Annotated in this window: 17 protein-coding genes and 1 tRNA gene; 9 read left to right on the forward strand and 9 right to left on the reverse strand. The window is 37.5% G+C overall.

Annotated features, from left to right (window positions below):
* Positions 1 to 17: 17 nt before the first annotated feature.
* Positions 18 to 818, reverse strand: coding sequence for an O-methyltransferase (locus FRZ67_RS01500; RefSeq protein WP_147187844.1), 801 nt, complete (start codon positions 816 to 818; stop codon positions 18 to 20).
* Between the two features lie 151 nt (positions 819 to 969).
* Between FRZ67_RS01500 and FRZ67_RS01505 the strand changes: the two genes are divergently transcribed.
* Positions 970 to 1,040, forward strand: a tRNA-Gln gene (locus FRZ67_RS01505).
* Between the two features lie 117 nt (positions 1,041 to 1,157).
* On the opposite strand, the gene FRZ67_RS01510 is transcribed toward FRZ67_RS01505, so the two are convergent.
* Both FRZ67_RS01510 and FRZ67_RS01515 read right to left on the reverse strand, forming a co-directional pair.
* Positions 1,158 to 2,717, reverse strand: a complete 1,560-nt coding sequence (locus FRZ67_RS01510) for an acyl-CoA mutase large subunit family protein (protein ID WP_147187845.1) — start codon at positions 2,715 to 2,717, stop codon at positions 1,158 to 1,160.
* 227 nt (positions 2,718 to 2,944) lie between these two features.
* Complete coding sequence (locus FRZ67_RS01515; protein ID WP_147187846.1) at positions 2,945 to 3,451, reverse strand: DUF7935 family protein; 507 nt, start codon at positions 3,449 to 3,451, stop codon at positions 2,945 to 2,947.
* Between the two features lie 204 nt (positions 3,452 to 3,655).
* Here FRZ67_RS01515 and FRZ67_RS01520 point away from each other — a divergent pair, with 204 nt between their 5' ends.
* The gene (locus FRZ67_RS01520) at positions 3,656 to 3,955 is read left to right on the forward strand and encodes a HesB/IscA family protein (RefSeq protein ID WP_262713658.1); all 300 of its coding nucleotides are present in this window, start codon (positions 3,656 to 3,658) and stop codon (positions 3,953 to 3,955) included.
* Positions 3,956 to 3,990: 35 nt separating this feature from the next.
* Here the strand turns inward: FRZ67_RS01520 and FRZ67_RS01525 are convergent, their stop codons facing one another.
* The 5 genes from FRZ67_RS01525 to FRZ67_RS01545 form a co-directional block, all read right to left on the reverse strand.
* Positions 3,991 to 5,415 carry a DUF6600 domain-containing protein gene (locus tag FRZ67_RS01525; RefSeq protein WP_147187847.1) on the reverse strand — a complete coding sequence of 475 codons (1,425 nt, stop codon included), beginning with the start codon at positions 5,413 to 5,415 and terminating at the stop codon, positions 3,991 to 3,993.
* Between the two features lie 277 nt (positions 5,416 to 5,692).
* Entirely contained in the window at positions 5,693 to 6,679 is a 987-nt protein-coding gene (locus tag FRZ67_RS01530) for a hypothetical protein (protein ID WP_147187848.1), read from the reverse strand.
* A 138-nt stretch (positions 6,680 to 6,817) separates the two neighbouring features.
* A complete protein-coding gene (gene nhaA / locus FRZ67_RS01535; protein WP_147187849.1) occupies positions 6,818 to 7,954 on the reverse strand; it encodes a Na+/H+ antiporter NhaA in 1,137 nt (378 codons plus the stop codon).
* A 155-nt stretch (positions 7,955 to 8,109) separates the two neighbouring features.
* On the reverse strand, positions 8,110 to 8,991 hold the full coding sequence (gene cysM, locus FRZ67_RS01540; protein WP_147187850.1) for a cysteine synthase CysM: 882 nt from the start codon (positions 8,989 to 8,991) through the stop codon (positions 8,110 to 8,112).
* Between the two features lie 236 nt (positions 8,992 to 9,227).
* Positions 9,228 to 10,601 carry a sulfatase-like hydrolase/transferase gene (locus FRZ67_RS01545; RefSeq protein ID WP_158638279.1) on the reverse strand — a complete coding sequence of 458 codons (1,374 nt, stop codon included), beginning with the start codon at positions 10,599 to 10,601 and terminating at the stop codon, positions 9,228 to 9,230.
* Between the two features lie 522 nt (positions 10,602 to 11,123).
* On the opposite strand from FRZ67_RS01545, the gene mltG reads away from it, so the two are divergent.
* From mltG to FRZ67_RS01580, 7 genes are all read left to right on the forward strand, one after another.
* Positions 11,124 to 12,158, forward strand: coding sequence for an endolytic transglycosylase MltG (gene mltG / locus FRZ67_RS01550; protein WP_225975469.1), 1,035 nt, complete (start codon positions 11,124 to 11,126; stop codon positions 12,156 to 12,158).
* On the forward strand, positions 12,155 to 13,111 hold the full coding sequence (locus FRZ67_RS01555) for a YihY/virulence factor BrkB family protein (protein ID WP_147187853.1): 957 nt from the start codon (positions 12,155 to 12,157) through the stop codon (positions 13,109 to 13,111). Before mltG ends, FRZ67_RS01555 begins: the two co-directional genes overlap by 4 nt.
* A 158-nt stretch (positions 13,112 to 13,269) precedes the next feature.
* Positions 13,270 to 14,946 (forward strand): M1 family metallopeptidase, encoded by a 1,677-nt coding sequence (locus FRZ67_RS01560; protein WP_147187854.1) that lies wholly within the window; start codon positions 13,270 to 13,272, stop codon positions 14,944 to 14,946.
* A gap of 588 nt (positions 14,947 to 15,534) precedes the next feature.
* Entirely contained in the window at positions 15,535 to 16,122 is a 588-nt protein-coding gene (gene ruvA / locus FRZ67_RS01565) for a Holliday junction branch migration protein RuvA (protein ID WP_147187855.1), read from the forward strand.
* 41 nt (positions 16,123 to 16,163) lie between these two features.
* On the forward strand, positions 16,164 to 23,384 hold the full coding sequence (sov, locus tag FRZ67_RS01570) for a T9SS outer membrane translocon Sov/SprA (RefSeq protein WP_225975470.1): 7,221 nt from the start codon (positions 16,164 to 16,166) through the stop codon (positions 23,382 to 23,384).
* Positions 23,385 to 23,765: 381 nt separating this feature from the next.
* The gene (locus FRZ67_RS01575; protein WP_147187857.1) at positions 23,766 to 24,551 is read left to right on the forward strand and encodes an MbnP family protein; all 786 of its coding nucleotides are present in this window, start codon (positions 23,766 to 23,768) and stop codon (positions 24,549 to 24,551) included.
* Positions 24,548 to 25,621 (forward strand): cytochrome-c peroxidase, encoded by a 1,074-nt coding sequence (locus FRZ67_RS01580; RefSeq protein ID WP_147187858.1) that lies wholly within the window; start codon positions 24,548 to 24,550, stop codon positions 25,619 to 25,621. Before FRZ67_RS01575 ends, FRZ67_RS01580 begins: the two co-directional genes overlap by 4 nt.
* Before the next feature lie 13 nt (positions 25,622 to 25,634).
* Here FRZ67_RS01580 and FRZ67_RS01585 read toward each other — a convergent pair whose 3' ends face one another.
* Entirely contained in the window at positions 25,635 to 26,399 is a 765-nt protein-coding gene (locus FRZ67_RS01585; RefSeq protein ID WP_147187859.1) for an SDR family NAD(P)-dependent oxidoreductase, read from the reverse strand.
* Positions 26,400 to 26,403 lie beyond the last annotated feature (4 nt).

A 26,403-nucleotide genomic window follows, 5' to 3' on the forward strand; every position in this document is an offset into this window, starting at 1 on the left:
GCACAATGTAAATAACGTTAGAATCGTATGGTAAAGTGTTGCTTTACTTTTTGTTCTTTTCGAAAGAAAACTATTCCGATAAAAAAAAGATCAATTGACAATGTAACTGTTTCATGTGCTTTTATATATTGCCATGCTTCCTCCATTTCCCTGCTCCAGTGCACATCATCAAAAACGAGTATTGAATATTCATGCAGATGTGGTAACATTTGCTGAAAATATTCAATCGTAGGTTCTTTACGATGGTTACCATCAATAAATGCAAAATCAACTTTAGTTAGTTGCTTGTACAAAACATCTTTGAGTGTAACATCAAAATTCCCTTCAACAATTTTTATATTTTTAAGTCCAAGTGCGTTAAAATTATTTGCTGCAACTGTAGCTACAGCTTTGGCTCCTTCCATTGTAATAACGGGTATTGTGTTATTTGCCGAGGCTAAATAAGCAGTAGTAATACCCAGTGAAGTTCCTAATTCCAGCACATTTTTTGGTTGATAAAAATTGACTATTCTGAAAAGCAACTGTGCAAACTTTTTTGGCTTTAAAGAGCTATTCGCTATTTCTGAAACTTTTCTTTTGTAAGAACTATGCACCCGGGAGCCCGCCCCAAAATCTTCCAGTTCTAATACTGTGTTGTCGTTCTTCAATTGTGTTCTTACTGACTCTATTTGTTGGTAACAATAATAAAAACCATCGTCATTCAAAACACCAGTAATAAATTCAAAAACAAATGGAGCATGCACACCATGACCTTTACCATTTGAAGCAGTAAGCCAGTAACGCAGATATTTTACACCTAACTTAAATGGAGAATACATCAATCAAATATTAATATCCTATTCACAGAAACGCAAAGTAAAGCATTCAGCACCATTGCAGTAAGCCAAAGCGAAAACAATTCTGCAGTAAAGTGTAAAAAGTTTTGGAACATTTTGCTCAGGAAGCTATTTTTGCAGCCCAATTAAGGATTGGCCTATGGTGTAATGGTAACACAGCAGATTTTGGTTCTGTTATTCTTGGTTCGAGTCCAGGTAGGCCAACAAAAAAGCGAAGATGTTTTTCTTCGCTTTTTTTATGAACCCGGCTGTTTCAATGCTATTAAGCTTTCGTTGCGTCGCACTCTTGTACTGAAGAATATAAATGAGCAAATACCACCATCATTTATACTCTCCAAACACATTTCTTAAACAGTCTGCTATTTCACCAAGTGTGCAATAATTTTCTACAGCTTCAATTACAAAAGGCATAATGTTGCTGCCATCTTTTGCAGCAGTATCTAAATGCTGTAAGGATATTTTTACTTTTTCGCTATTTCTTTTATTTCTTAATTGTTTCAATTTCTCGGCTTGCATAATTCTTATGCTATCATCAATTCTAAAGCCAGGTACATTATTCTTCTCATCAACCACGAATTTGTTTACACCAACAATTATCTTTTCATTGCTTTCAATCTGTTGCTGGTAAATATAAGCGCTACGTGCAATTTCATCCTGTATAAAACCTTCTTCAATGGCGTTTACACTGCCGCCCAGTATATCAATTTTATGAATCAGCTCCCAGGCTTTTGCTTCCACTTCATCTGTAAGTGATTCTATAAAATAACTTCCTGCCAGTGGATCAACGGTGTCAACAACGCCACTTTCAAATGCTACAACCTGTTGTGTGCGCAATGCAATACGTGCTGCTTCTTCTGTTGGTAAACTTAACGCTTCATCATAACCATTGGTATGCAGACTTTGTGTGCCACCCAAAACAGCAGACAATGTTTGAATAGTTACACGGCTGATATTATTCAATGGTTGTTGTGCAGTTAATGTGCTGCCGCCTGTCTGCGTGTGAAAGCGTAACATCATTGCTTTGGAATCTGTGGCTCCAAGTTCCTTCATCATTTGCGCCCACATTCTTCTTGCTGCACGAAACTTGGCTACTTCTTCAAATAAATTATTGTGAGCATTAAAGAAGAAAGAAAGCCTTTTACCAAAAACATTAATATCCATTCCTTTTTCCAAAGCTGCTTTTACATAAGCTTTTCCATTGCTGAGTGTAAAAGCAATTTCCTGCACAGCGGTGCTCCCTGCTTCGCGTATGTGGTAACCAGAAATTGAAATGGTATTCCACTTAGGTAATTCGTTGCCACACCACTCAAAAATATCAGTTATGATGCGCATGGACGGTTTCGGCGGATAGATGTAAGTGCCCCGTGCCGCATATTCTTTTAGAATATCGTTTTGAATTGTGCCGGTTATTTTATGAAGATCGGCACCTTGTTTTTTGGCAAGCGCCACATACAACGCAAGTAATATGAAACCTGTGGCATTAATGGTCATAGATGTACTTACTTCTTCCAGCTTGATGTCTTTGAAAAGTAATTCCATATCTTCCAGACTATCAATAGCAACACCAACTTTACCAACCTCACCTTCTGCAAGATCATGATCACTGTCATAACCAATTTGAGTAGGCAAATCGAATGCAACACTTAAACCCATTACACCCTGCGATAATAAATAATGATAACGTTTATTACTTTCTTCGGCAGTGGAGAAACCGGCATACTGGCGCATTGTCCATAACTTGCCGCGATACATATCAGGTTGTATGCCTCTTGTAAAAGGAAATTGCCCGGGTGTTTCTTCGGTTTTATTAATAATGTCTGCAGCGGTGTACAGTTGTTTGATCTCTATATCACTGTCAGTAAATTTTTTCTTTTCATTCATAGAGCAGGCATTGAAAAGTTTACAGATTTACAAGTTTCAAAGTTTACGTGTTGATATTTGATAACCAAACTTGCAAAAAATTTTAATTGCGGAAGTATTGCTTTGTCATAAGACAAGTTCTGATAAATTCGGGAAACTACATTATAATTGTTCATTATAGAATAAAGCGTTGAAGGGTGCGACGCAACGAAAGTTTAATAGAAGCAATGTAGCATGGCTCCAAAAAATTATGCCATCACTTTCTTTGCTTCGTAACTTAATACTTCACTTACCATTTCATGTACTGCACCTTTCTTATCGTTCATGGCATATTCGAGTAACAATTTATTAAGATCGAGAGCTGTAGCTTCCGGTGGCAATGCATTGGCAAACTGGTTAATGATAAGCATATTCTGATCTTTGAGTGTTTTAACGGCCGTCCACGCATCAGCGCTTACATAAACCTGTTGCGAAATATTATAATTGAACTCTTCCTTTATATTATTGATCAGTATCTGCTGCATCTCTCTTGCACTTGCGCCGGGCAAATTCAAACGGCTGATAAGATTTGACAATGCAATACGGTCTGTAAGCAATATTAGTCTTTCATAGGCCTGCAGTTGCATGCCTGCTGTTGCTTTATCATCGCCTGAAGATTTTTGTTTAGAAATTTTTAAATAAGTAATGTAAGCAGAAACACCGCCAATAATCACCATGGCAGCAATAAGCAGAATAAGCAGGTTTGTATCGAGCATATATAATTTTTTGCAAAAATAAGTTTCTGAACAACGTGCGCAGAAGGTATATTTTCGTAATCCGAAACAGCATAAAAGCTGATTTTATTGTTCCTGTTTATATTTGCATATACAATTTAAAGTTATGGATACAGTTTTGCAGGCACCTGTTTCTTTACGGAAGGTGCGATCATTGAACTAAAAGGACTGTTGAGTGAGCACGGCATGGAACCCGAAAAAAAATTACGCGTTGGTGTAAAAGGTGGCGGCTGCAGCGGTATGAGTTATGTATTGGGTTTTGATGAAAAACAGGATGGTGATAAAGAATTTGATTATGAAGGCGTGCCGTGTGTTATTAATAAAGCATATGAAATTTATTTATACGGCATGCAGATAAACCGGGAAGATGGATTGAACAACCGGGGCTTTACATTCAATAATCTTAATGCTTCCACTACCTGCTTGCGGTTTTTCATTTGGTGTTTAATTGTTTTATTTACTAAATACGAAAGCCGGTTCTTATGAACCGGCTTCTTTATTTATGTTTCCTTAGCTGTTAATTAAGCAGGCCTTCTTCTACTGTCCCGTTGTTGTGGAGGAGCAGGTCTTGCAGGCGCATTTCTTTGTGGCTGCTGCTGTGAAGGCTGCCATGAATGTCCGTTACTCCTGTTATTATTATAATCGGGACGTTGGCCATTGTTCCTGTTCTGATCAAGACTCCGGTTTTGAGGCTGTTGATTCCTGTTAAAATCTGATGGTGGCCTTTGATTATTCTGCCTGTTCTGCTGATCGTTGTTTCTGTTGTTGTAATTCCTGTTATCTGGGTAACGGTTATCATTTTGTTGTGGAGGCCTGGTAGTGATATCGTTGTCTCTTCTTTGATTATTATTCCTGTTGCTATTGTTATCTCTGTTCCTGTTGATGTCATTAGTCATGTCTCTGTTTATATCAACATGATTATTGTTCCTGTTATCATTTACACGATCTCTTGGATCAGGCTTTCTGTTGTCGTTATTATTGTTATTATCAGTACGTCTTTCCGGAGTTCTTATAACTCTTGGATTTTGATTTGGCGTATTGTTATTATGAGATGGTAAACCGTTACCATTAGCATCTATCCTGCTGTTACGGTTATCATTTCTTATTGCAGGATTCCTGTTTACCTGCGGCCTGTAAATATTAACGGTGTTATTATTGGTAATTCTTGTTGCACCTGGTCTTGCACTATTGCTTACTCTTAATTCATTAACCCTTCTGCCTGTATATCTTTCCACTTCCATCCTGCTTGGCCCTGTTACATACCTTGTATTGCGATAGATATTCGTATTGTTGATAATAGTAGTATTTCTAATGATGGTAACATTGCGGCTTCTGTTGACTGCATAACGGTTAAAGTTATTATAGCCTATATATCGCCTTGGTACGAAACACCAGTTATTAGCAGGCATATAATTACCAAAACCAAAGCCTATGCTGATGTTAATGCCGGGTGCAAGTGGCGCCCAACCATAATAATCACCACCTGTTCTCCAGCCTACCCATGCAGGGCCCCATTGATAACCCGGCACCCACATCCAGCCATAGAAAGGATCGTTTGCCCAGCGACCGTAGTGAAAAGGCGCCCAACCCCATCTGTAGTCAGAAGCCCATGTCCATCCATAGTTACTGTATACCCAATGGCCCCTTGTGTAGTAAGGAGTAAAGCCAGTTTCATAAGGAATCCAGACCTGGCCGTAAGATGGAGAATTTATCCAGTGCCCGTAAGGACTTAATTCATTTACAAAAACATTTATGTTTACATCTGATTCAGAAGGTTCATCATAATAATCATTGTCATCATCATTATAAGAATCATCATCCTGATAATTGTCATACCTGTCGTTATCATCCGGGTATTGAGCTGTAGCGCTTCGTGAAGTGCTGCAACTCATTAATACCGTCATAGATAAAACAGTGAAAAGAGAGTTGTTGAATTTTGCTTTCATTTTATAAATTTTAGTTGTTGTTGAATAAGCATATAAATTCAATACTTGTACCAATTCAACTAACAAGTGTTATTTCACAAAAGCTTTGACAAATTCTTATATGAAAAGTTTGTTAATGGGTAGCAAAAGAAGATTCAGGCAGTTAGAAATTTGTTTATGGGTGCAGGCTGTAGTTTTTCATAGCAGCATCGTTGTGTCACTCACTTGTACTGTTTAATCAATACCCATCAGTAAAGAGCAGATAGAATATTTAGCATATCAATTAGAAAGTTTAGTTTCACCTCAGATCGTTCAATAATTTTTGTGCTGCCGCTTTTATTTGCACCATATCTTTTTCTATTTCGGTTTCATCAAGAAAATAAAAAGGCACAAAATTCTCTTTCTCAATTCGGTTCAATCCACGAAATGGCTGGCCGGCTTTCCATGTGGCATTGGCAAAACGCAGCAACAACATCTTATCATCTTTACTTATTGAATCATTTATTATTGATCGTAACATGTAAGATGGCAAAACATTTTTAGTTGTAGCAAAATAACTAAGGCCACACTCCAATGCATAGAATCCTGCCACATTTGTAGCTACTTTTTGTTCTGCAGCTGATTTTTTTGTTACTGCAGTATCATCCCGGGGTAATAAAAAAACAGGCGGGGTTTGCTGCTGGCTTGTGTAATAACCCTTATGCATTGCTTCGGCCATCTCCAAAGCAAAATTTTTGCTTTGCATAAGACCGCGGATCTTTTTCATTTGAACCTCTGTGCTGCTATGTGTTACATCCTGCATAGATGCCAATAATTTTGAAGCTGCATTCTTAATCTGAACCTGGTCTTTTATAATTTCATCCTGAGGCAAAAAATTGGCTACAGTAAAAGTAGGTCTTGTAATTCTTTTAAGATCTCTGAATGGTTGTGCTGCTTTCCATGTGGCATTTGCAAAGCGATCAAGCAATAATGCTGTATTTGAATCCAAAGTGTTAGCGACAATTTTTTCAAACCATGCTACCGGTGTTTGACCAGATTGGTTGCATAAAAAAGTAACGCCACATTCCAATGCATAAAATCCCGATAAATTGGTTGCTATTTTTTCTTCTTTTACACTTGTTAATAAGGTGCTGTTATCTTCGCTCAAAACAGGAAATACAGGAGCAGCTTCACCTTGTGAGATATAGTAAGCCTTTTCCAATACGCTTGCCATGGATACGTTATAATTAACGTCCCGTATCAGAGAATCTATTTTTTTTAATTCAGTAATAATTTGTTCCTGCATGTTATTTTCTTTTTTTGCAGTGCATAAGGGTAGACTAACAGCAAATAAAAATAAGAAGAAGTTGATATGCGTTTTCATGTTAGCATTTTCAAAAGAAATTTAATATAACTCATCTGTTTTATAAATGCTTCTTTTTGTTTAATCTCTTTTAAATACTGATTTCAACCAGCTAAAACCAAGTATTCCTGATATAAGCGAAGCAATTAATACCATAAACTTTGAACTATTAATAGTAGTTTCATTTGTGTAAGCAAGCTGTGTAATAAAAATCGACATGGTAAAACCTATACCTGCCAATAATCCTGCCCCAAATAGATGTTTCCATTTTACATCGGGCGGTAATGAGCAAACACCCGTAATTACAGCAAGAAAACAAAATAATATTATACCTGTTGGTTTGCCTGCAACAAGTCCTGATAAAATACCAATGCTGTTGTTATCCGCAAAACCTTCGTACCAGTTAACATGAATAATAATACCCGTATTAGCTAATGCAAATAATGGCATAATAATAAAAGCAACAGGTTTATGTAATACATGCTGCAGTTTATAAGAAGGAGAGCGTATACTCCCATCGCCAAAAGGTACTGCAAACGCTAACAATACTCCTGCGATAGTTGTATGCACTCCTGACTGTAACATGAAATACCACATTACAATGCCTCCTATTATGTATGGAATAAGGTTATGAATTTTTAGCCGGTTAAGCAGAAGCAAAATCCCGAAGACAAATAAAGCAATAAGAAGATTTATAACAGATAAAGTTCCTGTGTAAAAAACAGCAATAATTATTATCGCGCCAAGGTCATCAATTACGGCTAAAGCTGTTAGGAATATCTTTAAAGAAGCAGGCACTTTACTTCCAAGCAATGCAAGAATGCCTAATGAAAAAGCAATATCAGTTGCCATAGGAATGCCTGCACCGGATTGTGTTGGTGTTCTAAAATTGAAGAACAAAAAAATACAGGCGGGTATGATCATGCCGCCTAATGCACCAAGTACAGGAAGCAAAGCATTTTTTAAATTTGACAATTCGCCAACGTACAATTCTCTTTCCAGTTCCAGGCCTATCAATAAAAAGAAAATGGCCATAAGACCATCATTTATCCAATGCTCCAAACTAAGCCCAAGAATATCTGTATGCCACAAACCTATATAATCATGCTGCCAGGCAGAATTAGCAAGCGCAAGCGATAATATTGTACAAGCAACCAATACAAGCCCACCAGCTTTTTCACTATTGAAGAAATCGTTGAATAATTTTGTTAGCGCCATTATACCAGCTTAATAATGTCCTGTTGTTTTTAGAAACAATAAGATAGCCTTATTAAAATTGTTATACTATATTTTGCTCAGAAATGAAATGAACGTACAAGTGAGTGACACAATAAAAGCTTAATAGTAGTACTTAAGCCAGGCAAAGAAAAATACTAATCAAAAAGGTCGGAAGATAAATACCTGTCGCCACGATCGCAGACAATAAAAACAATAATGCCTTCTTTTAATTCCCGGGAAAGTTTTATAGCAGCATGTGCCGCACCGCCGCTGCTCATTCCACTGAAGATTGCTTCTCTTGTTGCCAATTTTTTGGCCATGTTGCGTGCATCTTTTTCATCTACTTCTATAATGCGGTCAACACGATCTCTTTCAAAAATTTTTGGCAAATATGCAATTGGCCATTTGCGTATGCCGGGTATATGCGATCCGTCTGTGGGCTGGCAGCCTACTATCTGCACAGCAGGATTTTGTTCTTTCAAATATCTTGACACACCCATGATGGTGCCTGTAGTACCCATGGCAGAAACGAAATGTGTTACTTTACCTTCTGTGTCTTTCCATATTTCCGGGCCTGTAGTGCGGTAATGCATCCGGTAATTATCTGGATTTGCAAACTGGTTTAGCATAAGGTAACCGCCTTTTGCAACCTGCTCATTCGCATAATCAATAGCGCCTTCCATAGATCTTGCCTGAGGTGTAAGCACCACTGTTGCTCCAAAGGCCTGCATAGTTAAAATCCTTTCTCTGGTTGCATCTTCGGGCATTACTAATTCTATTGGCACACCAAATAAACTTGCTATCATAGCAAGCGCAATACCCGTATTGCCACTTGTTGCTTCAATTAATTTTATGCCAGGTTTTATTTCCCCGCGATCAAGTGCACCTTTAATCATACCGTATGCTGCACGGTCTTTTACACTGCCACCGGGGTTATCCCCTTCAAGCTTGGCATAAATAGTAACATTTTTATTTACAGTAATGTTCTTTAACTCCACTATCGGTGTATTGCCAACAAGATCAAGAATGGTTGCCATAATATATTTTTTAACGCTTACTTTTCCGGCACTGCAATTTAATAATGAAATCAATGTAGTGTAAGCAAAATAATTTCGGATATAAATATTTTGATACCAGCTTCGGTAATTCTTGTTGATCTTCGTTGCGTCGCATTTCGTTCATCTGCAGACTATGAATTGAACAGGAAAAACAAAACCCTGCAAAATTTTGAATTTTGCAGGGATATCTACAAACGTTGTTACAAAAAATTATTTTAATGCAATGTATCCATTGTGGCCTGGAACTGTTGTCGGATCGCTTTTTCCTGAGGCGTCATAGCCGATTTTTTTATCGGATTTTTTTCTTTAGGATCAAGGACTATGTTATAAAACTTACCGGTACTATCATAAAGTTTATAAGTAGTATTGTTGATCCATCTTCTCACTTTATCTCCATTAGGTTGATTGGTACCTGGCTTATAATGACAAAATATCCAATCTCTTTTTGGAGTAGAGAATCCTTTTAGCTGGTTTAAAAAACTTAAGCCATCTGTTTGTCCGTAATCAGCAGGCACTGTAGCGCCTGCAGCTTCTATTGCAGTTGGCATAAAGTCAGTAAAATCTATCAGGTTATTGTTTACCTGTCCGCCTGTAACACCACCTGCAGGCCAGGAAACAATTAATGGTACATGGGTACCAAGGATTGTTGTAGTTGATTTTGCCCCTTCCTGGTAAACACCATCCTGTGTAAACCAAATATTATGAGGTGTTCCATTATCACCTACAAACATTACTATAGTATTATTGAAAAGGTTCCATGCCCTTAAAGAATCCATTAACTGCCCGATCTTTTTATCCATATATTTTACCATAGATGGGAAATAAGCTGTATCCGGAGTACTCGTTTTATTATCCCATGTGGCAAATTCAGGATCATCAGGTGTTGGTGAATACGGGTAATGACAAAGCGTTATCGGAAAGTAAACAAAGAAATTATTATTCTTATTTTGTTTTACGAAAGAAATTACACGATCAGTGAAAATATCATCCCCATAAAGATTTGCTACTAAATTATCGGGCAAATAAGTACCGTTCTCATAAATACGCGGAGTTTTATAATGCGAGCCGTTATCTCCAACAAATGCATTCCATACACTATAACCATCAAAACCGTGAGCTCTTATAGAAGCATCACCCCCGTCAAACTCCCACTTGGCAGCTACATAAGTTGCATAACCTGCACCCTGTAATACATTCGACATCATTTTTTGATTCAAGTCAAGCACTCCCCACTCTGAATAATTGCGGAAATTATATTTACCCGTCATGAACATAGTTCTTGAAGGAGAACAAAGTGGTGAACCATAACAATTGGTAAACCGCATACCTGCATTTGCCAGCTTATCAATGTTTGGCGTTTGAAAACTTTCACCTCCATCAACGGTAGGAATACCATAACCCACATCATCTGCTAGTATCAGGATGATATTTGGTTTGCCATTAGATGCTGCTTGTGATGCATCTGCTGCTGTAAGTGTTTTATCTTCCAAAGGTGAGAGTTCGCTTGCTTTGCGGCAGGATTGTAAAACCATAACCCCAACGCATAACAAAAACATGATAACCGGAAGAAAAAATAATTTTGTTTTCATTCTTTTTGGTTTAGTAGTCAGGTTAAATATTAATCTGTTAATGATGGATTCCATTAGCTTAATTTCTGCTTCTTAACTGAATAACATTGCAGGTTTACTTTTGTTATTTTGTTTCATGTGAACGAATATTTTCAGCTAAAATTTAGAGCATGAATCTTCTATCGATTAATAAATAAATTCAGACAGAATATGCAGAATAATCACAGGGTATAGAGAATGTGAAAACAGATAACTGTCTATAATAGGTAAAAATAGGGTTTATTCTTAAAAATATGTAAAGGTGATTGATATATAAGTTTATCTTAATTGCAGATCTACAAGCAGTTGTCTAAGAATACTCAGTTTTTTTGCCGCCCGGATATATGTTGTACAAGAGTGCGACGCAAGGATGTTGCCATGAAAAGACAGGCTGGAGTTCAAAACACTTTTTTAGTTCAAAAGCATGATTTTATCATAAAACTAAAAACATAATATTGCGGCTGCAAAATATTGGGAAATGATTATTTGTTATTTTGAATGAACATGAAAAAGAAACTTTTTTTTATAGCGGCGTTTATTATATTGCTTTTGCTAACCGGCGCCTGGCTCCTGTTTGGACCGTCTACATCATTTGATGAAAAAAACAAATATCTTTTTGTTAGAAGCGGAGAAAATATTCAGCAACAGGTGGAAGCACAAGTTGACACAGGTAATATTGTGCACTTCCCTTTTATTTTTAAAGTGGTTGCTTCGCAAACAGGTGTGTGGGATAAATTAAAACCGGGCAGGTTTGAAATAAAAAAAGGTACCAGCATTTTTAATATGGTACGCATGCTGCGTAATAATGTTCAGTCACCGGTTAAACTGGTTATAAATAAATTACGCACCAAAGAAAATTTTGCAAAATTATTAGGCAAGAATTTTTCATTTGATTCAGCAGCCGCCATGCAATTTTTAACCAGTAATGATTCTTTGCTGCAACTTGGTGTAGATACCAATACAGTGTTTACAATGATAATACCAGATACTTATCTTTTTAACTGGAATACGCGACCGCGCAACTTGTTGACAAAACTGAAAGAACAAGAAGAAAAATATTGGAACAGCAATCGCCTTCAACTGGCGCAGGAGCAGGGTTTAACGCCCCGGCAGGTTTATACCATTGCCTCTATCGTAGAAGAAGAAACCAATAAGGATGATGAAAAGGGTTCAATAGCCAGTGTTTATATTAACCGCATGAATAAGGGAATGCCACTGGGAGCGGATCCAACTGTAAAATATGCTTTAAGAGATTTTGCATTAAAAAGAATTTATTTTAAACACCTTGCTGTTGAATCACCATACAATACTTACCGTTATAAAGGTTTGCCCCCGGGCCCTATTTGTACGCCATCGCAAACTACTATTGATGCAGTATTAAATGCACCCAAAACAGATTATCTTTTCTTTGTTGCAAAAAGTGATTTCAGCGGTTATCATCATTTCAGCAATAACTTTGCAGAGCACGACCGTTATGCAAAAGAATACCAGCAGGCATTAGACACACTAATAAAAAATAAACAAAAGCAACAGGATTGAGAAAAATAGAACGCATCATACGGCAATCAAAACCTGTTAATGCTGTAAGGGAAAGAAGCAAAAAAATTTTTATACCCGGTTTCGAAGGCTTACATCTCTATGAGGTGTATCGTTTTTTTATTGCACAGGTTAGGCGGGAAGGTCTTAATACAAGAGCTGCTGCTATATCGTTTAATATTATTATGGCTATACCTGCTGCCTGTTTATTTTTGTTTACACTGGTGCCATATTTTCCGGTAGCAAAGAACATACATAATGAACTGATAGGCGTAATTGCGGATATAAGCCCAAATGAAGACACCAAAAAGCTCATCTCCGATTTCCTTGACGATTTTTTTAATAAACCGAAAACCGGTTTATTATCTATCGGTTTTGTACTTGCGTTGTTTTATACTTCCAACGCTATGATGGGTATTATAAGAGGTTTCGACAGATCACTTGTAGTAAGGGCAAAAACAAATTTTCTAAAAAAGAGGTTAAGGGCTATAAAACTTACAATTATACTGGTGCTTCTTTTTATAGGTACGGCATTAATCTCTGCAGGGCAAGGTGTTTTATTTAATTATATAATGGATGCACTTGGTGTAAAAAATGAGAGCACAAAATCGCTCATACAAAGCCTGCGTTGGGTAATTGTAGTGGCACTTTTTTTATATTCCATCGCTTTCATTTATAAGTTCGCCCCATCTGTACAAAAAAGATGGAAACTGCTTTCCGCCGGCGCCATATTTGCAACATTTCTGATGGTTGTAACCACCTGGCTCTTCTCTTTATGGGCACAAAATTTTTCTAACTACAATAAATTTTATGGTTCAATAGGCACGTTGCTCATGATCATGACGCTTATTTTTATGAATTCGCTTGTATTGCTTGTAGGGTATGAATTAAACGTAAGTATTGCGCATTTAAAACAGGAAGCAGAAAGAAAGAATTTAAAAGACGGCATCAGTTAAAAATATTTTGAGCCCGGCTGTATTATATATGGCATCACTCGTTGCGTCGCACTCTTGTACAGTATAAAAGTAATGCAGCTTATTCAGCTTAAACAGAACCGGCTTCCATTTATATATTTCTTAAAAAAAATTGTCACTGAATACCCTATTTTTATTGCATGAAGAAAATATTTTTATTACTGCCTTATTTTATTCTATTCTTGAATGCAGCCTTTGCACAATTAGGAGTAAGAAAAGAAACATTTACACACGCAGATTCATTGCGAGGTTCATTAAATCCTGAAAGGACCTGGTGGGATGTATTAAGATATGATATAGAAGTAAAACCAGATTATAATAATAAAACAATTGAAGGAAAAACAACCATTCACTATAAAGCTGTAAAAGAAAATCATCCTGCTTTTATGCAGGTAGATTTACAGGAACCGCTGATTATTGACAGTTGCCTGTTTAATAACAACAGGTCAGTACAATTTACAAAAGAGGGTAATGCATGGCATGTAAATGCGCCTAAACAAAAACAATATTCTGAAGCGAGCATTACAGTTTATTACCATGGCAAACCACGTGAAGCAGTTCGTCCGCCATGGGATGGTGGTTGGATATGGAAAAAAGATTCGCTCGGCCGGCCATGGATGAGTGTTGCCTGCCAGGGTCTCGGTGCCAGTGTCTGGTACCCCTGTAAAGATCATCAAAGCGATGAACCCGATAATGGCGCATCTTTAACAATGATCGTTCCGGATACATTGGTAGCAGTAGGTAATGGAAGATTGAAAAGTAAATATTTAAAAGATGGATTAGCAAGATATACCTGGGAAGTTGTTGATCCTATCAATAATTATAATATCATTCCATATATAGGTAAATATGTAAACTGGACAGATACTTTCATGGGCGAAAAAGGAAAACTGGATCTAAGCTATTGGGTATTGGATTATGAACTGAGCAAAGCAAAAAAACAATTTGAACAGGTAAAGCCTATGCTGCGTGCCTTTGAATATTGGATGGGGCCTTATCCTTTTTATGAAGATGGTTATAAACTGGTACAGGCACCTCATCTTGGAATGGAACACCAGAGTGCAGTTGCCTACGGCAACAAATTCCAGAACGGTTACCTTGGCACCGATTTGTCTGGTACAGGCTGGGGATTGAAATGGGATTTTATAATTGTACATGAAAGTGGTCATGAATGGTTTGCCAATAATATTACTTCTAAAGATCTTGCTGATATGTGGGTGCACGAAGGTTTTACCAACTACAGTGAGACGTTATTCACAGATTATTACTATGGCAAAGAGGCAGGAAATGAATATAACTATGGAACACGTAAACGTATTCGTAATGAAACAAACATTATTGGGCCTTATGGCGTAAACAAAGAAGGCAGCGGCGATATGTATTATAAAGGAGGTAATCTTTTGCAAACTATTCGTCATGCAATTGATAACGATGCAAAATGGAGACAGATACTTAGGGGATTAAATAAAACATATTATCATCAAACAGTAACCACGGCCCAGGTAGAAAATTATATCAGTAATCAATCAGGTATTAATTTCAGTAAAGTCTTTGATCAGTATTTACGCAATACGCAAATACCTGTTTTGAACTATTATTATGCCAAAGATAATAAGTACCTTTTTTATAAATGGGATAATTGTATCACCGGCTTTAATTTGCAATTGGTTTTAAATAAAGACCCACAAAAACTTCGCCTCTCCCCCACTAAAGAATGGAAAAAAATTGAATTGACGAAGGAAAACAAAATTCTTTTTGATACATCTTTTATTGAGAAGAATTATTATGTAAATGTTGAAGAAGTAAAAGGGGAATAATTAGTTAAAGCATACAGTGGCTTCATCATTGATCTGAAAGATGAAGTGATTGCGACGCAACAGGCGAGGCTATGAAATACTGCAGTCTGTATAAAAAATAGTATTGAAAGTCGTAGCTGCTTACAATAGGATAAAATGGCTGTGTATTTTTTATCTCTCCATTTTGTACCGTTTAATATTTAGTATATTAAGCGCTATTCAGGCACCCGTACAGTATTCCCCTTTCTGAGATGCTTTTATATTGGTAACAGATACCAGCACCGCAATATTTTTTGCGTTAACCTGCAAGTCTTTTTAGTTTAATATAGATTTCATTAATACCAACAGTATGTTTTCATGGCATCTTTTCTTGCGTCGCAATCCTTTCATCTTTTGATCAATAATTGCGATGTTTAGATTTGCAGGCAGTGACTTCAAAAAATCATCGCAGTTGAAGTGTGCGGTGCAGCAATAAAACCAATAGAATTAAAACTGGCATCTAAATAAATTTGACTTTAAAAGTGTAGTAAAAATCTATTGGCTTTTATCTAAAAAAATCATTTTATCTTAACCGGGTTATTTTATAGTAAACCTATTTGAACAATTTTTATGATTGCATTTGTAAGAGGAAAATTTGCACGTAAAACGCCATCGCAGATAATCGTGGATGTAAATGGGGTAGGATATGAACTGCAGATAAGCCTGCATACCTATTCCTCAATTAGCAATAAAGAAGAAGGACAGTTACATACTTACCTGCATATTACAGAGAATGGCCAAACGCTTTTTGGTTTTGCCACACAGGGAGAAAAAGATCTTTTTTTGCAACTGATCAGCGTTTCGGGTGTTGGCGCATCTACGGCAAGAATGATGCTGAGTGGTTTACAGCCGGATGAGATCATAAAAGGAATTGTGCAGGGCAATACAAAACAATTGGAAAGCGTTAAAGGAATAGGGAAAAAAACTGCTGAAAGAATAATTGTTGAACTCAGGGATAAACTGGCGAAAATCTCTCTAGAAACCGGTGTTAACTCTAATATCGTTTTTCCCTCAACGGAAAGAGATGCTGTAACTGCTTTAACAGGCCTGGGAATAGCTAGAGCGATGGCAGAATCAGCAGTAAAAAAAGTTTCAGATTCTGCTAAAGAAACACTTTCTTTGGAAGATATTATAAAACAAGCTTTAAAAAATCTATAGAACCTATAAGAGAAACTTTTACCTAACCAGAGCTACTGAAATTGACTCGCTATCTCCAATTTATTCTTATTACTGTAGTTGCTGTTTTTTACTGTGCATTTCATAATGGTGTATATGCACAAAAAACAGACTCGCTTCGTTTTCCTATCAAAGACAGGCGTGGTGATAGGTTTACGTGGCGTTATAATAACCCATTTGACATAAAAGACACTTCGATTATAAAGCAGGATATTGAATATGATCCTGCCACCAAACAATACTTCATTGTAGAAAAAATTGGCAATACAGTGTATCGAAGATCTGCACTTACGTTTGATGAATTTTTAAAGTTGCAATCACAGATAGCAGAAGATGATTATTTTAATGAACGCTCCCGTACAGTATTTGATCTTAACCGGAAAATACAAAGACCTAAGCCCAGGGTTTATCCGCAGTTATTTGACAGGATATTTGGAGTAGGACCAAATGGTTTAAAAGTTGAAATTAAACCTGAAGGAAATGTAGACCTTACTGCTGGTTACCAGGGTCAAAACGTAAAGAATCCTACATTGCCGGAAGCTGCGAGAAAGAATGGTGGTTTTGACTTTAATATGAATGCCAATGTAAACATCATGGGCAATATTGGCGATAAACTTAAACTACCTATAAGTTATAATACACTTGCCAATTTCGATTTTGAGAACCAGTTGAAACTTGATTATAAAGGAAAAGATGATGAGATAATTAAATCTGTTGAAGCGGGTAATATCTCTTTTCAGGCGAAAGGAAGTTTAATGGCAAGTGTGCAGAGTTTGTTTGGCATTAAAACCCAATTACAATTTGGAAAACTGTTCATAACAGCTGCTCTTGCAAACCAGCGCTCCCAAAGACAATCATTAACATTACAGGGTGGCGGCCTTAACCAGGTTATTAATAAGAAGCTGGATGATTACGACGAGAATAAGCACTTTTTGATGGGGCAGTACTTCATGAAAAATTATGATAAAACGATGAAGAATCTGCCTTACGTAAACAGCCAGGTGCAAATATTAAGGTTGGAAGTTTGGGTAACCAATCGAAATGGGGCAACGACAAATACACGCAATATTGTCGGTCTGATGGACCTGGGAGAAACTGAGCCATACAATCCAAACATACATTCTCTTACAACAAATGATAAACCTGCAAACGGCGCCAATGATCTTTATTCATTCTTGGCGGGCAGTGATGCGAACAGAAACCCCGCGTTAATCAATACCATTTTATTAGGTAAAGGGTTAACACCTGTGAATGACTACGAAAAGACATTTGCACGTAAGCTTGAGCCGACTGAATATTATTTCAATCCGCAGGTGGGTTTTGTTTCCTTAAATCAACAATTGCAGCCAGATGAAGTTTTAGCGGTAGCTTATCAGTACACATATAATGGACAGGTTTACCAGGTTGGTGAATTTTCTCAGGATGTAACTGTTGACTCCACACAAGGTGTGCAAAAAGTTTTGTTCCTCAAATTATTGAAAGCAACATCACAAAGACCAACACTTCCTCTTTGGAAGCTTATGATGAAAAACGTCTATTCATTGGATGTGACAGGCCTGCAAAGCGATGGCTTTAATATCAATGTATTGTACCAGGAACCAAGCGGAGGGCTCAAAAGATATTTACCAGAAACAGATCCGGATTATTCGGGTAAACCATTGTTAAGCATTCTAAATCTAGACAGACTTAATAATCGGAATGATCCGTTACCTGATGGGCAGTTTGATTTTGTAGATAGTTTCACGGTGCTATCACAGCAGGGCAAAATAATTTTTCCTGTGCTGCAGCCATTTGGAGATTACCTGGATTCAACTGCTTTAAAAGGTCAGACACCTGTTGTAAAAGCAAAATACCTCTATCCTCAATTATATGATTCCATAAAAGCAATTGCTCAAACCTATGCTAACCTGGATCGATTCTATATACAAGGTACGATAAAAGGAAGTTCTACTACTGATATTTACCTTGGCGGCTTCAATATACCACCTGGTTCAGTATCTGTAACAGCAGGCGGACAGATATTGCAGGAAAATGTTGATTATATAATTGATTATAATCTTGGAACGCTAAAAGTGATTAACCAGGCAATTCTTAACTCAGGTGTTCCTGTAAATGTACAGTACGAAAACAACGCCAGCTTTGGAATTCAGCAACGAAGCTTTTTGGGATTAAGATTAGACTATCTTGTAAATAAAAAACTTTCTCTTGGTGCTACTATGCAAAGGCTTACGGAACGTCCTTTTTTTACTAAGGTTAACTACGGAGAAGATCCAATACAAAACAGGATGTATGGAGTTGATTTTAACTACAACTCAGAACTACCCGGACTTACAAGACTATTGAATAAACTTCCATTTTATGATTCAAAAGCCATAAGTACGATCAATGCTTATGGAGAAGCCGCGGTGTTACAGCCCGGTCACCCTAGTCAGATTGGAAAGGGGAACGAAGGCTTGATATATCTTGACGATTTTGAAGGAACTACCAGCAGCATTGATCTTCGTTTTCCGTTTGTTGCATGGACTTTGGCTTCCACACCACAGGGTACTTCACGATTTCCTGAAGCAACGCTTACAAATAATCTTGATTACGGAAAAAACAGGGCTAAGCTTGCCTGGTATAATATTGAACCAACTTTGCAGGATAAAAACAGCCCTAATAATCCTTTAAGAGGAAATCTTGCTGCTCTTAGTGATCCGCGTATAAGAGCTGTATATACCAATGAATTATTTCCACAACGCACCACCAATATTACCGATGTGGTAAACGGGACATTTGACCTTGCTTATTACCCTACTGAAATTGGTCCATACAATTTTACAGATGACAAAGCTGACCTTACAGCAGATGGTAAGCTTATTAAACCTCAGCAAAGATGGGGTGGTATTATGCGCAATATTGACCAGACAGATTTCGAAACAAGTAATATTGAGTTTATAGAATTTTGGACACAGAACCCATTTATTAAAAACCCAAATAGTTCCGGAGGTAAGTTATTTATTAACCTGGGTAACATAAGCGAAGACGTTTTGAAAGATGGCTTACGGTTTTATGAAAATGGCTTGAATACTCCAACCCAACCAGCTGCGGTAGACAATAAAAGCAGTGTATGGGGAACAGTGCCGGTAAATCCAATCCAGATAACACAGGCATTTAGTAATGATCCGGCAGACAGACCTTACCAGGATGTTGGCTTTGATGGTAATGATGATGATTCAGAGAAAATAAAACAAGCTCAATATCTGAATGATCTGGCAACAAATTTTGGAACGGGTTCTGCTGTATATCAAAATGCATTAAAAGACCCTTCGCATGATGATTATAGATGGTATCGGGATCCCAGTTATGATGCAGCAGGTACAGGTATACTTGGAAGATATAAGGATCACAACAATCCGCAAGGCAATTCTCCTATCGCAACAGGAAATTCACAGTTCTCTCCCGCTGTTACACTTTATCCTGATAATGAAGATCTGAACAGGGATAATACGTTGAATGAAACAGAAGAATATTACGAATACGAAATAGATTTAAAACCAGGAATGGATGTTGGTAATAGTAAATATATCACCGATAAAAAAATTGTTACTGCAAGATTAGCTGATGGAACCACTTCACAGGAAGAATGGTATTTATTCAGAATACCTATAAAAAATTATACAGGAAAAGTAGGCCAGATACCTGACTTTAAATCTATCCGTTTTATACGCATGTACATGACAGGCTTTGATGATTCGGTTGTAATGCGTTTTGCAAGCCTTGATCTTGTACGCAACCAATGGAGAACTTTTACTTATGAACTTGATACAACCGGTTCTTATACACAACTACCGGTTAACAGTAATACGACCTTAAATGTACTCGCGGTAAATGTAGAAGAGAACAGCAGCCGCGAACCTATTCCATATAAGATACCCCCTGGTATTGAACGTGTGCAGTTATTAGGGAACAATGGTGTAAATCTTTTGCAGAATGAGCAATCAATGAGTTTAAAGCTTAACAATGTTTCAAAGAAAGAATCCAGGGCAGTATTTAAAACCCTCAATCTTGACCTTAGACAATATGGTCAGATGTCAATGTTCGTGCATTGCGAATCTGTGTACGGGCAAAGAGATTTAAACCCCGGTGATTTTACAGCAGTAATAAGAATCGGGCAGGACTTTCTGAATAACTATTATGAGATACGAATTCCTCTAAAAGCCACAAAGTTTGGCGAAACACTTACAGATAATATCTGGCCTGCTGAAAACAATCTTGATGTTGCCTTAAATGAATTAGTGCAGTTAAAACTGCGAAGGAATTCAGCAAATGCTTCTATTAGTGCAATATACCGTGAACAATTAGGCACACAAACAATATCTGTACTAGGTAACCCTAACCTGGCCGAAGTACAGGGTTTTTTAATTGGCGTTGAAAATACTACCAATGAAACATTGAGCACTGAAGTTTGGGTAAATGAATTACGCCTTTCTAAAATTGACGAAAATGGGGGCTGGGCTGCATTGGGACGTGCCGATATACAGCTCGCAGATCTCGGAACACTTTCTGTTTCTGCAAATACTTACACACAGGGCTTCGGAACGATAGAGCAAAGAGCTAATGAGCGTGCAAGAGATAATATGGTGCAGTATGATGTTGCATTAACAGTTGATGCAGGAAAATTATTACCTAAGAACTCCGGCATCACTATTCCTGTATATGCAAGCCTTAATAAAACAATTCTCACTCCTGAATATGATCCTTACGATAAGGATGTAAAATACAAATACAAGTTAGCCACAGCAGGAGACAAAAAAGATTCTATTAAGAATGTAGCGATCGATCAAACAACTATACGAACTATAAATCTTACCAATGTAAGGTTTGGACAGAACGCACAAAAACAACATTTCTGGAACCTGAAAAATTTTGATTTCACTTACTCATTTACGCATTTTGAACAAACCAATCCGTTGATTTTATTAAACAGCGTTGCTAAACACAGGTTTGGCCTTGGCTATACATATACAGGTACTGCAAAATATAAAGAGCCATTCAAGAAACTTATCAAAAGTAAGAGCCCGTGGTTTGCATTGGCACGTGATTTTAATTTCAATACTGTTCCTTCATTATTAAGTTTCCGTGCGGATGTTAACCGGCAGTTTGGTAAATACACGCCACGCATTGTAAATACTTACGATAGTAAAGTAGAGCGTGTTGATACTACTTATGATAAATACTTCACCTTCGATCGCTACTATAATTTGCGATGGGATCTTACCCGCAGCCTTAATGCAGATTTCAGTGCCACCAACTATGCAAGAGTTGATGAACCTTATGGCCTGCTCGATACAAAAGCAAAAAAAGATACGGTAAGGAAGAACTTGTTTAGTGGTGGAAGAAATACTATCTACCAGCAGCGGGCAGTATTAAGTTATAATGCACCACTTGCAAAATTACCCGCAACGGACTGGATCAATATGCGGTACAGTTATACCACTACTTACAATTGGGCTGCAGCTAGTTTACTGGCACGTAACCTTGGTAACGTCATAGAGAACAGTCAGCAGAATTCTTTAAACACAGAATTTGATTTTACAAAATTGTACAGCAAATCAAGATGGCTCGATAAAATGACACAGCCAAATGATGAAATTGATAACGGCGGTGGAAGTGACTCTACTATTAACATCAAACCGAGAGAAGAAATAATCAAAGATCTTAAAGGCAAAGCAAAACGAACAGCACTGCGCAAATGGCGGGCAGATAAAAGAGCAAAGCGCAAACTTGACCGCAAGAATAAAACTATCTCTGGACCAAATGGTATCGCCAAAACAGCAGTGGGTGTGGTTACAATGGTTAAACGTGCTTCCATTAATTACAGCGCTAATTTCAACAGTCGAATACCTGGTTATACAGATAGTACAAAAATATTGGGCCAAAACTGGAAAAGCATGCAACCTGGTCTCGATTATGTTTTTGGTAAACAACCAGACAGTGCATGGCTCAACGATAAAGCAAGAAAAGGATACATAACAAGAGACAGCACATTCAATCTTTTGTTTGCGCAGGATTATGAACAACGATTTAGTCTTACAGCACAACTGGAACCGTTCCGCGAGTTTACCATTGATATAAACATGGATAAAACTTTTACGAAGAATTTTACAGAACTTTTTAAAGACACAACAGGCGCAGGAAGTAAGTTCGCACACCTTAGCCCGCTTGCAGGAGGTGGTTTTAGTGTTTCATATATCAGTTTCCAAACGCTGTTTAAAAAATATAAACCAACAGAAGTTTCAGAAACATTCAACAAGTTCCAGGATAACAGGATAACGATTGCCAACCGTCTGGCAAAATCAAATCCTTATTATACAGGCGGTACAACACAGGATGGTTTCCCAACAGGTTATGGTCGCTATGCACAGGATGTACTGATACCTGCATTCATTGCTGCATACACCAATAAAGATCCCAACAGCGTTGGGTTGATCAGCCAGTCTAATCCAAACATTAAAGCAAATCCGTTTAGTGGCATTAAACCATTACCAAACTGGCGTGTAACATTTACAGGGCTAACAAAAATTCCTGCTATCAGTAATATATTCAGCAACATCACAATCACACATGCTTACAATTCTACTTTAAGCATGAATACGTTCACAAGCGCATTGTTGTACCAGGATCCTTTCAGGGTTGGAGCGCCGCAATTCATTGATACTATCTCCGGTAACTATGTTCCATTCTTCCTCGTGCCAAACCTTACCATACAGGAACAGTTTGCACCATTGATCGGTTTTGATTTTACAACAGCCAATCAAACAAGTTTCCGTTTTGAATATAAGAAGAGCAGGCAATTAAGTTTAAGTTTGATCGATTACCAGTTAGCTGAAGTAAAAAGTACAGAGTGGACATTTGGTGGTAGCCTTCGTTCTAAAAATGTTAAGCTTCCTATCAAGTTGCCATTCATGAAGCAAACAGACCAGGGCAATGATCTCAATGTTAATCTTGATCTTTCCATGCGTGATGATATTCAAAGCAACAGCCGTCTTGACCAGGCCAATGCATACAGCACCGGCGGTCAAAAAGTGATCACCATACAACCTTCCATAGACTATGTAATAAGTAATCGTATCGATCTTAAATTCTATTTTGATCAGCAGCGCACAGTGCCATACATATCAACTTCTGCTCCAACAGTAAATACAAGAGCAGGTTTACAAATACGTATTTCACTGGCACCAAATCCTCAGCCGCCTCAATAAGAATTTTTTATTTACAGCTGTAGCTTATATGGCATCGGTTGTTGTGTCACTCACTTGTACGTCCGTTTTCATAGCAGCAATTCAAAACATTAAACCTGTTAGGTTTCTAAAACCTAACAGGTTTTTTATTATAGGTTTAATTTATCGCATCACTTATTTTTGATATTATGGACGACCTAAACGAAATGGCAAGACTTCATTCAGCAGGTGCGTCAATAAGACATACTTCACCAGACAAATTAGGATATCACGTGAATTGAATCAATACAGCCGTTAACATGGCTTCTCTATCGGTTGGTATCACTACCAACCGAAAACCAAAAGATAATTTCAGTTCATAAGAACACCAACCAATAGAAGAATGTACATTGCTTTGTAAATATGCAGGCGATAAACGATACTTCAGTACAAGAGTGCGACGCAACAGGCGATGCCATAAAAAGGTACAGCCGGACCCATAAAAAAATATTCCTGTTATTTATTATTATTTGCTTCACGGTAATTGCAAATGCGCAGTATAACATTACCCTTACATTTAAAAATACGGTTGGCGAAAAACAATTAAATACAGACAGCAGTTATACCAATCAATCTGGCGAAACCTTTACGGTGCGTAACTTCAGGTATTATATTTCCAATATTACTTTTACTGATTCTGTTGATAACAGGTTGCAATCGTACAGCGATGAATATTTTTTGATAGACGAAAAAGAAGAAGCGTCGAAACAGGTTTCGCTGTCAACATCATTGAAACATATTACCGGCATTGAATTTTTATTGGGTGTTGACAGTATAAAAAATGTAAGCGGTGTGCAGGCAGGATCGCTTGACCCTGCACGTGGTATGTTCTGGACATGGAACAGCGGTTATGTTATGGCAAAGCTGGAAGGTAATTCACCTGTTGCAAATACACCAATGCATGCATTCAGTTATCATATCGGTGGTTATAAAACAAATGAGAACGCTGCAAGAAAGATCAGGCTTTCTACTTTTGTAATAACAGCGGCACTAGAAAATATTTCTATTACTGCTGATATTTTAAAATGGTTTGCAGGCATGCATACTATAAAAATTGCTGACATTGCTTTTTGTCACGAGCCCGGTAAACCCGCCATGCAGTTTGCAGATAATTATGCAAATATGTTTAGCATTGAAGTTGTAAAATGAAATTATATACAACCATATTTTTTATGCTTTGCCTTTTTATTTCAGCAGTTAGCTGGATAAGTTTTCGATCTCCCAAAACACACCCAATACAATTTGTTGTACCAAAAGGCTGGCCGCAACCTGTGTATGATTTTAAAAATAATCCTGTAACAGAAGAAGGCTTTCAGTTAGGCAGAAAATTATTTTATGATGGCCGCTTAAGTAAAGATGGAAATTTTGCCTGTGCCAGTTGTCACCAGCAGTTTGCAGCGTTTGCAACGTATGATCATAATCTTAGTCATGGTTATAACAACAGCTTTACGAAACGCAATGCTCCTCCCCTTTTTAATCTTGCGTGGCAAAGAGAATTTATGTGGGATGGTGGCATCAATCACCTCGATCTGCAACCGCTGGCACCTATAACAGATACTAATGAAATGGCAGAGAGCATAGACAATGTGTTGAAAAAAATAAAAGCAGATACTGCTTATAAACGCATGTTCACTGCGGCTTTTGGTGATGCAACAATCAATACGCAACGTATGACAAAAGCATTAAGCCAGTTTTTGGTAATGATGGTCAGCAGCAACAGCAAGTATGATCGTGTAAAGCGTAGTGAGGATAGTTTTAATTTACCACAACGGCTGGGTTATGAAATATTTCAAAAGAAATGTGTAAGCTGTCATACAGAGCCAATGTTCACTGATTACAGTTACCGAAATGCAGGTTTACCGGTTGATGATTTTTTACATGATTATGGCAGAATGAAAATAACACACAACGCTGCTGATTCATTAAAGTTCAAAGTGCCTTCGTTACGCAATGCACAGCAAACATTCCCTTACGGGCATGATGGAAGATTTTATTCTCTGATGGATGTATTTAATTTTTACAGGAAAGATATAGTGCAAGCTCCTGCAACAGATTCATTGCTCAGGCATGGAATGCCATTGTCTAATTTTGAAATAGGGCAGCTAACTGCATTTATTTATACGCTTACCGATTCTTCTTTTTTAAATGATAAACGTTTTGCGCCACCGGGATATGAAAGCAGGATGCCTGTTCCGGTGAAAGACATTCACAAAAATTAGCAAATATCCATAACTAATTTCCCTCTTTAAATGTATATAATGAATTTGCCTGTGCAGTGCATGTTATCACCAGATCATTGATGCAAACATGTTCAGGTAGTGTAGCACAGTAATAACAAACATCCGCGATATCTGTTGCATGCAATGGTTCATAACCTGCGTATACTGCTTTTGCTTTTGCATCATCACCTTTAAACCGAACGATGGAGAATTCTGTATCAACAGCACCGGGGTGAACAGCAGTTACTTTTATTTTATGTGGCAGAAGATCCATGCGCTGCGCTTTACTGATAGCATCCACTGCAGATTTGGAAGCGCAATAAACATTGCCATTCATGTACACTTCTTTTGCTGCAGTAGAACCTATATTTATAATATGCCCTTTATGTTTTGCAATCATAAAAGGAAGCACGGCTTTTGATACATACAACAAGCCCTTTACATTGGTATCGATCATTGTTTCCCAATCTTCGAGACTTGCTGTATCAAAACTATCACGGCCTAATGCAAGACCAGCATTATTTACCAGCACATCAATATTTTGCCACCCATGATGCAAGTTGTTAATATGTTTAAATACTTGCTCTTTTGACTGTACATCAAATACAAGTGGGAGTACGCTTACGTTGAATTGTTCACTCAATGTATCAGCTACTTCCTGTAAACGTTCTTTTCTTCTTCCTGTGATAATGCAGTTCCAGCCATTGGCCGCAAATTTTTCTGCTATGGCTTTCCCAAAACCGGATGTGGCGCCGGTTATCATGATGATCTTTTCCATGTGG

Source organism: Panacibacter ginsenosidivorans, from assembly GCF_007971225.1.
GTDB lineage: Bacteria > Bacteroidota > Bacteroidia > Chitinophagales > Chitinophagaceae > Panacibacter > Panacibacter ginsenosidivorans.